Consider the following 13,090-nt stretch of genomic DNA (forward strand, 5'->3'; position numbering starts at 1 on the left):
TCGAGTCCGTCAAAACCCTTTTGGTGTTGTATGGTTAAGTCTCACGGGCAATTAGTACAGGTTAGCTCAACGCCTCACAACGCTTACACACCCTGCCTATCAACGTTCTAGTCTCGAACAACCCTTTAGGACGCTTATAGCGCCAGGGAGAACTCATCTCAAGGCTCGCTTCCCGCTTAGATGCTTTCAGCGGTTATCGATTCCGAACTTAGCTACCGGGCAATGCGTCTGGCGACACAACCCGAACACCAGAGGTTCGTCCACTCCGGTCCTCTCGTACTAGGAGCAGCCCCTTTCAATTCTCCAACGCCCACGGCAGATAGGGACCGAACTGTCTCACGACGTTCTAAACCCAGCTCGCGTACCACTTTAAATGGCGAACAGCCATACCCTTGGGACCGACTTCAGCCCCAGGATGTGATGAGCCGACATCGAGGTGCCAAACACCGCCGTCGATATGAACTCTTGGGCGGTATCAGCCTGTTATCCCCGGAGTACCTTTTATCCGTTGAGCGATGGCCCTTCCATTCAGAACCACCGGATCACTATGACCTGCTTTCGCACCTGCTCGAACCGTCATTCTCGCAGTTAAGCGGGCTTATGCCATTGCACTAACCTCACGATGTCCAACCGTGATTAGCCCACCTTCGTGCTCCTCCGTTACTCTTTGGGAGGAGACCGCCCCAGTCAAACTACCCACCAGGCACTGTCCTTATCCCGGATAACGGGACCAAGTTAGAACATCAAACATACAAGGGTGGTATTTCAAGGATGGCTCCACAAATACTGGCGTACTTGCTTCATAGCCTCCCACCTATCCTACACATGTAGGCTCAATGTTCAGTGCCAAGCTGTAGTAAAGGTTCACGGGGTCTTTCCGTCTAGCCGCGGGTACACTGCATCTTCACAGCGATTTCAATTTCACTGAGTCTCGGGTGGAGACAGCGTGGCCATCATTACGCCATTCGTGCAGGTCGGAACTTACCCGACAAGGAATTTCGCTACCTTAGGACCGTTATAGTTACGGCCGCCGTTTACCGGGGCTTCGATCAAGAGCTTCGACCTAAGTCTAACCCCATCAATTAACCTTCCGGCACCGGGCAGGCGTCACACCGTATACGTCATCTTACGATTTTGCACAGTGCTGTGTTTTTAATAAACAGTTGCAGCCACCTGGTATCTGCGACTCTCAATAGCTCCATCCGCAAGGGACTTCACCGTCGAGAGCGTACCTTCTCCCGAAGTTACGGTACCATTTTGCCTAGTTCCTTCACCCGAGTTCTCTCAAGCGCCTTGGTATTCTCTACCCGACCACCTGTGTCGGTTTGGGGTACGATTCCTTACAATCTGAAGCTTAGAGGCTTTTCCTGGAAGCATGGCATCAATGACTTCACATCCTTAGATGCTCGACATCGTGTCTCGGCCTTAAGAGTATCCGGATTTGCCTAAATACTCAGCCTACGCACTTGAACCTGGACGACCGTCGCCAGGCCCACCTAGCCTTCTCCGTCCCCCCATCGCAATTGTAAGAAGTACGGGAATATTAACCCGTTTCCCATCGACTACGCTTTTCAGCCTCGCCTTAGGGGTCGACTTACCCTGCCCCGATTAACGTTGGACAGGAACCCTTGGTCTTCCGGCGTGGAGGTTTTTCACCCCCATTATCGTTACTCATGTCAGCATTCGCACTTCTGATACCTCCAGCATGCTTTACAACACACCTTCAACGGCTTACAGAACGCTCCCCTACCCAATACGATAAATCGCATTGCCGCAGCTTCGGTTTATAGCTTAGCCCCGTTACATCTTCCGCGCAGGCCGACTCGACTAGTGAGCTATTACGCTTTCTTTAAATGATGGCTGCTTCTAAGCCAACATCCTAGCTGTCTAAGCCTTCCCACATCGTTTCCCACTTAGCTATAATTTGGGACCTTAGCTGGCGGTCTGGGTTGTTTCCCTCTCCACGACGGACGTTAGCACCCGCCGTGTGTCTCCCGGATAGTACTTACTGGTATTCGGAGTTTGCAAAGGGTTGGTAAGTCGGGATGACCCCCTAGCCTTAACAGTGCTCTACCCCCAGTAGTATTCGTCCGAGGCGCTACCTAAATAGCTTTCGGGGAGAACCAGCTATCTCCGAGTTTGATTGGCCTTTCACCCCTAGCCACAAGTCATCCGCTAATTTTTCAACATTAGTCGGTTCGGTCCTCCAGTTGATGTTACTCAACCTTCAACCTGCCCATGGCTAGATCACTCGGTTTCGGGTCTATATCCAGAGACTGAACGCCCAGTTAAGACTCGGTTTCCCTACGGCTCCCCTAATTGGTTAACCTTGCCACTGAATATAAGTCGCTGACCCATTATACAAAAGGTACGCAGTCACCCCACAAGGAGGCTCCTACTGCTTGTACGTACACGGTTTCAGGTTCTATTTCACTCCCCTCACAGGGGTTCTTTTCGCCTTTCCCTCACGGTACTGGTTCACTATCGGTCAGTCAGGAGTATTTAGCCTTGGAGGATGGTCCCCCCATGTTCAGACAGGATATCACGTGTCCCGCCTTACTCGATTTCACTGAATATACGCTAACGGCTACGGGGCTATCACCCTGTATCGCGGTCCTTTCCAGAACCTTCGCCTGACGCATATAAAGCTTAAGGGCTAATCCAATTTCGCTCGCCGCTACTTTCGGAATCTCGGTTGATTTCTTTTCCTCGGGGTACTTAGATGTTTCAGTTCTCCCGGTTCGCCTCATTAACCTATGTATTCAGTTAATGATAACTGCTTATGCAGTTGGGTTTCCCCATTCGGAAATCGTAGACTCAAGTGGCTCTTACTGCCTCATCTACGCTTATCGCAAGTTAGTACGTCCTTCATCGCCTCTGACTGCCAAGGCATCCACCGTGTACGCTTAGTCACTTAACCATACAACCCAAAAGAGTTTTGGATTGATGAATCAAATCACCAAGGTTTGTCTGCATAACTCTTTGCTTTCACTTTGAAAAGTGAAGACAAAAAGGACATGTTGCAGACTCGATATTGCCGGACTCAATTTTGAACATTTACTTAAAAAGTAAATCCAAGAACACTTGAATGTGTTTTTGTTTGTCTTCATAAAGAAGACAATTGAGAACTTTACAAACAATCTTCTATTTCATTGAAATAAAACATTGTTTTGTCAGCTTTCCAAATTGTTAAAGAGCAAAGATTTCTTTCGAAACCATTTTTAAGAACACTGTCGCAAATGCGCTTAAAGATGGTGGAGCTATGCGGGATCGAACCGCAGACCTCCTGCGTGCAAGGCAGGCGCTCTCCCAGCTGAGCTATAACCCCATCGTTGTTTTCCTTACGGAAATGTTGGTGGGTCTGAGTGGACTCGAACCACCGACCTCTCGCTTATCAGGCGAACGCTCTAACCACCTGAGCTACAGACCCACTAGGTGCTCTATTAAACCGTATCAATCTGTGTGAACACTCATCGCAATAATCTTTCGTATTAAGGAGGTGATCCAGCGCCAGGTTCCCCTAGCGCTACCTTGTTACGACTTCACCCCAGTCATGAACCACAAAGTGGCAAGCGTCCTCCCGAAGGTTAAACTACCTGCTTCTTTTGCAGCCCACTCCCATGGTGTGACGGGCGGTGTGTACAAGGCCCGGGAACGTATTCACCGTGGCATTCTGATCCACGATTACTAGCGATTCCGACTTCATGGAGTCGAGTTGCAGACTCCAATCCGGACTACGACGCACTTTTTGGGATTCGCTCACTTTTGCAAGTTGGCCGCCCTCTGTATGCGCCATTGTAGCACGTGTGTAGCCCTACTCGTAAGGGCCATGATGACTTGACGTCGTCCCCACCTTCCTCCGGTTTATCACCGGCAGTCTCCCTGGAGTTCCCGACATTACTCGCTGGCAAACAAGGATAAGGGTTGCGCTCGTTGCGGGACTTAACCCAACATTTCACAACACGAGCTGACGACAGCCATGCAGCACCTGTCTCAGAGTTCCCGAAGGCACCAATCCATCTCTGGAAAGTTCTCTGGATGTCAAGAGTAGGTAAGGTTCTTCGCGTTGCATCGAATTAAACCACATGCTCCACCGCTTGTGCGGGCCCCCGTCAATTCATTTGAGTTTTAATCTTGCGACCGTACTCCCCAGGCGGTCTACTTAACGCGTTAGCTCCGAAAGCCACGGCTCAAGGCCACAACCTCCAAGTAGACATCGTTTACGGCGTGGACTACCAGGGTATCTAATCCTGTTTGCTCCCCACGCTTTCGCATCTGAGTGTCAGTATCTGTCCAGGGGGCCGCCTTCGCCACCGGTATTCCTTCAGATCTCTACGCATTTCACCGCTACACCTGAAATTCTACCCCCCTCTACAGTACTCTAGCCTGCCAGTTTCAAATGCTATTCCGAGGTTAAGCCCCGGGCTTTCACATCTGACTTAACAGACCACCTGCATGCGCTTTACGCCCAGTAATTCCGATTAACGCTCGCACCCTCCGTATTACCGCGGCTGCTGGCACGGAGTTAGCCGGTGCTTCTTCTGCAGCTAACGTCAAGCGAATGCGCTATTAACACATCCGCCTTCCTCACTGCTGAAAGTACTTTACAACCCGAAGGCCTTCTTCATACACGCGGCATGGCTGCATCAGGCTTGCGCCCATTGTGCAATATTCCCCACTGCTGCCTCCCGTAGGAGTCTGGACCGTGTCTCAGTTCCAGTGTGGCTGATCATCCTCTCAGACCAGCTAGGGATCGTCGCCTTGGTGAGCCCTTACCTCACCAACTAGCTAATCCCACCTGGGCATATCCTGACGCGAGAGGCCCGAAGGTCCCCCTCTTTAAGCCGAAGCTATTATGCGGTATTAGCCATCGTTTCCAATGGTTATCCCCCACATCAGGGCAATTTCCCAGGCATTACTCACCCGTCCGCCGCTCGCCGCCCATAAGCGCCCCCGAAGGTTTGTTTATGTCGCTGCCGCTCGACTTGCATGTGTTAGGCCTGCCGCCAGCGTTCAATCTGAGCCATGATCAAACTCTTCAATTAAAAGTTTTTCGGCTCAATGAATACTGATATTTCAACCGAAGTTGAAATGAATTGACTGTGCTAAGTCCTAAGACTTAATTGGTCACTCAGTTCATTGAAACCATTGTGCTTCCTAAGAAGCTATGATTATCATCAACGAGTGCCCACACAGATTGATAGGTTTAAATTGTTAAAGAGCTTTGCTTTTCAAGAACTTTTCTCTCAAAGCGGAGGTGCATTCTAGCGATTTCGTTGTCAGTGTCAAACACTTTTTTCAACTTTCTCATTCGAGCGTCTTATCCTCTCACTGATACCGCTGAAGCCTTGTGGCGTATGCCGTGTCAGTGAGGGCGCATTATAGGGAGTTATGGAAAGTTGGCAAGCGGAATAGTGCTTTTTTTTTACTAAAAATGACTCGTTTGAACAAACTTCCAGCAAGGGGAGTTTTATACCCAATTAACACTCAGAATAGGAACAAGCTATACACAACCCTCTGTGGATAACTATTCATTTCCATCAAAGAAATAGGAAACTCTAGCGCGTGGATTTAAATATTCCTTAATTTTATCTGGCAGCTTATTCGGTAAGATAGCATTAACTATCTTTATATCTTTATCTGCTAAATCGATGATAGGGGCTTGGTTACGTGGAACACTTGGGTCATATATAAGGACATTAGGGAACAGTAGGTTATTAACATTAACTGAGATCACTAACCCAACCATCTCATTAGATAGTTGTACTACAGTACCTGGAGGAAATACTCCCATAAACTTAACTAAGATACCCAAGTTTTCTTCATCATAAAGATGCTTACAGTTTTTGAAGAGATAAGAAAGAGCTATATAAGGAATCTTTTGCTCACTTGGAATATTAGGATGACAAAGGTTATCGAAAGCATTAGCTACCGCCACAACTTTAGCAAGTTCATCAATCTCATCACCTTTTAATCCCTGAGGATAACCTGAGCCATCATTGAGTTCATGATGCTGCTCTATTACGTTACGGGCAGTTTCGGGGAAATCATCTATATTACCAGCGATCTCTAAACCATATTTGGTATGTAATTTAAGATAATTCTGTTCAGGGTCACTTAGCTTAGTCTGCTTGCGGACGATTGCAGTAGGCACCCTCACCTTACCCATATCATGAAAGAGTGCAGCAAAGGCCAGTTCCTTAATTTTTTCCGGCGCATATTCTTTTGCTCGCCCAATCATCATCGCAATCACAGCTACATTGAGTGAATGGAAATAGATATCTTCAAATTCACTCTTGCTGTTCATCAAATGCAGAGTCACATTGTCGTCACTTAGTAGAGTATCGACAACATCTTCAACTAATTGACTAGCTTCATTTACGGCATCCATAGGTCTATTACGAATTTTGTTCATTACCGCTCTCATTCGCGCCAGTGAACGTTCAAACTCTTTCTCAACCGCACTTACTCTTCTTCTATAAGTATTAAGTTTTTCAATTCGCTTTTGCTTTTCTTGCCAAAGCTTATCTACTTCTTGATCAAATTCAGATTGAGCCTCAGCTTCAGTGGAATCTGGTTGGCTATCTTGTTCACTTTTAGGAGGGAGAGGCTCAGCATCACTCTGATTAGTATTCAGGAAGACATGTTGAATTCCCAAGTGGCGGATCAAGTTGATCTGTTCTTGTGACTTAATCTTGAAGCTATTAAATAGAAAGGGGTGATCGTTCCATTTTACTGGAAGACGGATGTGTAACCCAGGTGTCAAACGATCAACTGTAATCTTGATACTCGCCACTATCTATTCCTAATTAGTACACAACATGTTGCTAAGTCTAGGATAAGATGAAAAAAAATGGCTAGTAATAGAGTGGAGTTTTACAAAACGACTTGGGGTCATATAACGACGATGACGCTAATCATAACTCAGGAGAAACATTGGTACCACTGGGCGGACTGATTGGACTGGCATTCCAGCCGCCGCACCGAAGGCAACGTTCACCTTCCGCCAGATTTCAGACGTAAAAAAGCCGCTAATAAATAGCGGCTTTTTCGAATTTGGTACCACTGGGCGGACTTGAACCGCCACGCCCGAAGGCAACGGATTTTGAATCCGTCATGTCTACCAATTCCATCACAGTGGCATTGTATCTCAAGGGGTTTGCCCTTTCGATGTGACGCATTATACGTAAGAAATGCAGGTGCGCAATAGTAAATTTTTGAATTTTATATTGTTTGACGATATTTTCACCAAACAACCTATTAAATGGTCAAATTTGCAATCTGTTGAACAGTTTTTTAGCTGTGTAAGTATTCACCCTCAAACGAATACAGCTTATATTGTCTAACCTATTTTACCAATTCAACTTGTCCCAACACATTCTATGCTTATCTCTCCTGTTTACAGCATTCAAATAGGCATTTTATGTCGTTCCGACACGAAACAGTATCGGCTTGATAATATGACAAAACTCTCTGTGGTGTTACCTGCAAAAAATGAAGAAGGTAACATTGGCCCTCTTATCGAAGAAATACATAACGCCCTAAATACAAACGTCACTTTTGAAGTGGTACTGACCGACGATGGCAGCACGGACAATACGGGGAAAGAAGCCATCGACACAGCCTCTCGCCTAGGCTGTGCTTTAACCCTACTCCACCACCCACAAAGTTGTGGACAAAGCACCGCAGTTCATAGTGCAGTGCGCCATGCTAAAGGGGAATGGATCGCAACTCTCGATGCCGATGGTCAAAATGACCCAGCTGATTTACTCGGTATGATTGAGCAGGCCGAACAACTCTCTGTTGAACACTTTTGCATTGCCGGCTTTCGTAACAAACGAAAAGACACCGCATGGGTCCACTTCCAGTCGCGCATCGCGAATGCCGTTCGCCAATTTTTCTTAGCTGATGGCGTGCCTGATTCAGGATGCGGATTGAAAGTTTTTCCTCGCCAGACCTTTTTGCTTCTACCATACTTTGATCATATGCATCGATTCCTGCCCGCTTTAATTCGCAGAATGAATGGTGAGATTGTGGTTTACCCCGTGAATCACCGTGAGCGCACAGTTGGCGTATCAAAATACAACGTATGGAACCGGCTCTGGGTCGGCATTGTCGATATGTTCGGTGTTATGTGGTTACGTAAACGTACCAAGTGGCCAACAATTGAAATAAAACATACAGACAAAGAATGAAACTGCTAAAAATCGTCTTTTTATGTGCTTTATGTGTTCTTATTTACTCAGAATCAGATAGTGACATATGGATGCATATTGCTGATAAAAATTGGATTGCCAATTACATAGCGAACGATGGTATTCGAGGGCTTACTATTCTTTTAACCTTTGGTGCCATATTCACCGCTTGTGGCGGCCCAAGACAGCTTATCGCATTCACATTTGGCTTCACTTTTGGCAGTATTTTAGGTGTTGTATTTTGCTTACTGAGTGCGATTACCGGAGCAGTATGTACTTATGCCTTGGCCGCTTGGATTTTTCGGGATACCTTAACTCGAAGACTCGGCAAACGTTATAAAAAGTTCAAAGGTTTTGTCGATACCCAGCCTTTCTCTAAAGTCCTACTGCTGCGTATATTTCCCCTTGGAAGCAATCTTATTACCAACCTGCTTTCCGGTGTAACTGGCGTTCCGGTACTTTCATTTATTGCGGCTTCATTGCTCGGCTACCTTCCACAAACCATCATTTTTGTACTCGCAGGGGCTGGCGTAGGCTCAGCAAGCCAGTGGCAATTAATCGTGAGTATTATTCTTGGTATTGTAAGTATTGCATTGACCCATTACTTATATCAACGATATAAGCAGTCCCTTCATTCAGAAGAACAGTTAGGGGAACATTCGAATGTTTAAATCTCTCTCCGAACGCTTTTATAGTGATGATTATTATAGAGTTCTCTCTTTATTGCTCCTCTTTGCGTTTATTGTTATCGCGATGGGAATAGGTTTACGTGGCCCTTGGCCCGCAGATGAACCGCGTTTTGCAGAAGCAGCTAAAGAAATGGTGGTGTCAGGAAATTGGTTTTTCCCATTACGCGGTGGCGAGCTTTACCCAGATAAACCGCCTATCTTCATGTGGGCAATTGCTGTCTTTTATAGCTTAACTAACAGTATCTATTGGTCATTTTTGATCCCCAATGCCATTGCAGGGCTGATAACACTCGTTTGTGTATATGATATTGCGACTAAATTATGGAGTGTGAAAGTCGCTCGTAATGCTTTTCTGCTGCTAATGCTCATTCCACAATTTGTACTGCAAGCCAAAACCGCACAAATCGATGCAATGGTCACATGTTGGATAACCATTGCAATGTATGGTTTTGTCCGTCATTACTTTGTGAAAGAAAGCTGGTTTTGGTATGGACTAAGTTGGGCGTTTATGGGGCTAGGGATAATAACCAAAGGGGTCGGTTTCTTACCTATCCTATTCTTAATTCCAGCCCTAACCTATCGCATTCGTTCTGGTGAAACATCGGTAAAACGAGCGATTATCGAAATTGTATTTGGCTTAGTTTGCATGTTACTCGTGTTATCAGCTTGGTTCTTCCCAATGCTACATTGGGTGGATGTGAGTGGTAATCCCGATTACATAGCATATCGTGATAACATCCTTTTCAAACAAACAGCGAAACGCTATGCAGATTCATGGACCCACTTAAAGCCGTGGTACCACTTTATTTTACAAGTGATACCGGGGTTTTGGTTCCCTTCCTCACTGTTCTTACTAAGTCGGAGCTTTTGGAAAAACTATCACCAGGATCGCGTAATTCGCTCTCTGCTTATTTGGGTCGCATTAGTCGTATTTTTCTTTAGCCTGAGCCCAGGTAAACGCGGCGTTTATATTTTACCTGCAGTTCCAATGCTGGCACTCTGCTTCTCTCATTGGTTGACTCATCAAACCATGGAACGGTGGATCAGCGTTGTCATCAAATGGGCAACGTGGGTGCTTAACCTTGCTCTATTTGTTATTGCTATTTTGTTGTTTACGCATAATAAAGGACTGATTAAACACCTAGGTGAAGAACCTGACGTGATGGGATTCGCTATTTTCTTTGCTGTCACTGCGCTAATTTGGTTGGCAATTAATATCAAAATGCATCGTTCCCAAATTCTATGCAAATTTGGGGTTTTAATGTCAATCACTTGGGTGCTCTATAGCTCTTGGGGCTATGTATTACTCGATCCGATAAGAACGCCAGCGAAAGATGTCATGAATGAAGCGGCGAAAGCGATTGGGCCTCACGGTCACCTATCGATTGTGGACTACCGTGAGCAGTTCCTACTCTACTCTCCCGTTGAACTAACACAGTTTAGTTATCTTTCAGCCATAGAAGACCAATATCGCAATGCTTGGTTGTGGATTCAACAAGGAGAAAATCGCTTTGTGATTGGTCGTGATAATGACAACCTTGTTTGCTTCAACGCAGAGAAGGCAAAGTTTATCGGCAAAGCCCATCGTAGGGGCTGGTATCTCTTCGATATCAATTCCATTTTGCCAAACTGCGAACCACCAACCAAAGTTAAGCAGTATGTGACTCCCTTCGCTAAGCATGCGGTAACTGACTAATTCTTACTTCGCATTAACCATTAAAAAAGCGCCGACCACGGCGCTTTTTGCAGTAGTAGAAAACTAATTGTATCTCTAGCAAACTAGGCTTTAGCTTTGTAACGATGAGCCATATTATTCGCAGCAATTATTGCACTATACACTTCGTCTTCAGTAACCGCTTTTGGCATATTGCTCATGGTATCACCTTCTGCACAGGCTATTTGAGCGACTTTACGCCATTCTTCTTCAACAAACTTGGTTAACCCCATATCTTCTAAAGTCAAAGGTAAGCCTGCAGTTTTCACAATACGAATGACATTATCGATTTCTTCTTTTGGTGCATTTTCTAGTACCAATTGTGTCAAAAGGCCAAACACCACTTTTTCGCCATGCTGTGCTTTATGTAAATCCGCAACCGCAGACATACCATTGTTGACCGCGTGAGCAGCAGCAAGACCACCAGCTTCTGCACCGACACCACTCAAGTAAATCGTCGCTTCAATGGTTTGTTCCAATGCCGGAGTGGTAATTTTATTTTTTAACGCATCCATCGCGGCTTCAACGTTTTCACTTAATAACTCATAACAGAGTCGGGCTAAACCTAAACCAGTACGAGAAGGTTTTTTCAATACTAGGTTAACACCATCGCATGCATAACATGCTCTTGCTTCAAAATAGGTAGCCAAAGCATCACCAACACCTGCGGCAAAGAAACGAGCTGGCGCGCCCGATAGAATATCGGTATCAGCAATGACCGCATCAGGGTTTTGCGGCAAAAACAGATAATGGTCAAATTCACCATTCGATTTATAGATAACAGCTAATGCAGTACATGGTGCATCAGTAGATGCAATAGTTGGATAAAGAATCACTGGTAATTTTTGTTGATAACCAACAGCTTTAGCACAGTCCAATGTTTTCCCGCCGCCAACACCAACGATAACATTGGCATGAGTATCTACAACTAATTTGCAATTGCGGTCGATCTCTTCTTGAGTACATTCGTAGTTGAATTTTTCTGCTGTTGCAGTGAGCTGACTGTCTTTCTCTATCGCAGCAATCGCTTCTTCTTTGACTTTGGTAAGAATGAATTCATCACAAATAATAAACGCATTATTGCCAAAATCTTTCACATAATCAGGAAGTTGAGCCAACAAACCTGTACCGATAATAAATTTTTTAGGTGACGTTACTGTCCGTGGTGTTTTATTCACAACTTGCTCCTTTGTAATACTTATTAAACCACTCACATATCGTAACAAAGTAAGCCAATGATTCTTTGACATCCAGCACGTTAATTACGTTTATTTTTCGACCTAAAAATATTTTTTCGTCGTAAGGAATTAATCTGCGTAGATAGCGACCTCACCATATTAAGGTCGGTGATACCTAATAAAAAAGGAAGCTTGCGCTTCCTTTTTACGATTTTTCAGAACAGTATTTATTGCACTTTTCGTTAGGCTTTACGCCCCATTAACACAACAGCGATAGTCAAAAATACAATACTTGGCGCTATCGCACCGATAGATGGAGGGAAACCATACACTAAACTTAAAGGGCCAAAGAATTCACTTGAAATATAGAAAGTAAAACCAGCAATAACACCAGACAAGATTCTTGCCCCCATTGTCACACTACGCAATGGCCCAAAGATAAACGACAACGCCATAAGCATCATCACAGCAATAGAGAAAGGTTGCGTGATTTTGCGCCAAAATGCCAAGTCATATCGCGATGCATCTTGTTCAGAAGCCTTAAGATAATGGACGTAACTATACAAACCACTCAATGATAATTCTTCAGGTTTAACAGTGACAACCTGCAGTTTGTCTGGCTCTAGAGATGTCTTCCATTGATATGTTGGCAAATTAGTTTTCTTAATCACTATGTTGTCACGCATATCGGTTAAGGTTGCACCTTTCAACAACCAATGTTCACCTTTGATGTAATCTGCTTCTTTAGCAAATAACACCTCGGTTAACTTTTTATCGTCGTTAAAGCGCCACATATTGATACCATAAAGCTTATTTTCATCAATCTTGGTGATAAAAATAAAGTCGCTAGCATCTTTCGCCCACACCCCGGTCTGAACCGATAAAATATTACCACCAGAAGTTGCAAAAGCGCGCATGTCACGGGCCAGTTTTTGCGCTTGCGGCGCGCCCCACTCACCTAGCAAGGTAATGATGATCATCAACGGAACCGCCGTTTTAAGTACAGATAACCCAATTTGCAATTTAGAGTAACCCGCAGCTTGCATAACGACGAGCTCAGAACTCGATGCCAACATCCCCAAACCGATCAATGCACCTAACAACGCCGCCATAGGGAAGAACATTTCGATATCACGAGGAATGCTCAAGATTACGAAATACAAGGCATGCAATAAATCGTATGTACCTTTGCCTACCTTACGTAGCTGATCGACGTATTTGATGATTCCAGACAGTCCAACAAACGTTACCAGCACTAATGAGGAAGTGGCGATGATGGTTCGGCCAATATACCAATCAAGAATTTTAAACACG

General features: G+C 45.1%; 6 protein-coding genes, 3 tRNA genes and 2 rRNA genes. 3 read left to right on the plus strand and 8 right to left on the minus strand.

Going from position 1 to position 13,090, the window contains the following annotated elements:
- Positions 1-30: 30 nt before the first annotated feature.
- From JCM16456_RS13380 to JCM16456_RS13405, 6 genes are all read right to left on the minus strand, one after another.
- Positions 31-2,920 (minus strand): 23S ribosomal RNA (locus JCM16456_RS13380).
- Positions 2,921-3,252: 332 nt separating this feature from the next.
- A tRNA-Ala gene (locus tag JCM16456_RS13385) sits at positions 3,253-3,328 on the minus strand.
- 25 nt (positions 3,329-3,353) lie between these two features.
- Positions 3,354-3,430, minus strand: a tRNA-Ile gene (locus tag JCM16456_RS13390).
- 62 nt (positions 3,431-3,492) lie between these two features.
- A 16S ribosomal RNA gene (locus JCM16456_RS13395) occupies positions 3,493-5,045 on the minus strand.
- Together the 16S and 23S rRNA genes with 2 tRNA genes alongside form the textbook arrangement of a ribosomal RNA operon.
- A 482-nt stretch (positions 5,046-5,527) precedes the next feature.
- A complete protein-coding gene (locus JCM16456_RS13400; protein WP_068715144.1) occupies positions 5,528-6,796 on the minus strand; it encodes an HD-GYP domain-containing protein in 1,269 nt (422 codons plus the stop codon).
- A 261-nt stretch (positions 6,797-7,057) separates the two neighbouring features.
- Positions 7,058-7,142, minus strand: a tRNA-Leu gene (locus tag JCM16456_RS13405).
- Positions 7,143-7,460: 318 nt separating this feature from the next.
- Here JCM16456_RS13405 and JCM16456_RS13410 point away from each other — a divergent pair.
- The 3 genes from JCM16456_RS13410 to JCM16456_RS13420 are packed head-to-tail and all read left to right on the plus strand — an operon-like array spanning position 7,461 to position 10,580.
- Positions 7,461-8,195 carry a glycosyltransferase family 2 protein gene (locus JCM16456_RS13410; protein ID WP_068715146.1) on the plus strand — a complete coding sequence of 245 codons (735 nt, stop codon included), beginning with the start codon at positions 7,461-7,463 and terminating at the stop codon, positions 8,193-8,195.
- Positions 8,192-8,866, plus strand: coding sequence for a TVP38/TMEM64 family protein (locus JCM16456_RS13415; RefSeq protein WP_068715148.1), 675 nt, complete (start codon positions 8,192-8,194; stop codon positions 8,864-8,866). Before JCM16456_RS13410 ends, JCM16456_RS13415 begins: the two co-directional genes overlap by 4 nt.
- Complete coding sequence (locus JCM16456_RS13420; protein WP_068715151.1) at positions 8,859-10,580, plus strand: ArnT family glycosyltransferase; 1,722 nt, start codon at positions 8,859-8,861, stop codon at positions 10,578-10,580. Before JCM16456_RS13415 ends, JCM16456_RS13420 begins: the two co-directional genes overlap by 8 nt.
- Before the next feature lie 83 nt (positions 10,581-10,663).
- On the opposite strand, the gene JCM16456_RS13425 is transcribed toward JCM16456_RS13420, so the two are convergent.
- A complete protein-coding gene (locus JCM16456_RS13425) occupies positions 10,664-11,776 on the minus strand; it encodes a glycerol dehydrogenase (RefSeq protein ID WP_068715153.1) in 1,113 nt (370 codons plus the stop codon).
- Positions 11,777-12,018: 242 nt separating this feature from the next.
- Entirely contained in the window at positions 12,019-13,089 is a 1,071-nt protein-coding gene (gene lptG, locus JCM16456_RS13430) for an LPS export ABC transporter permease LptG (protein ID WP_068715155.1), read from the minus strand.
- Position 13,090 lies beyond the last annotated feature (1 nt).

It is taken from the genome of Vibrio tritonius, from assembly GCF_001547935.1.
In the GTDB taxonomy this organism is placed as follows: domain Bacteria; phylum Pseudomonadota; class Gammaproteobacteria; order Enterobacterales; family Vibrionaceae; genus Vibrio; species Vibrio tritonius.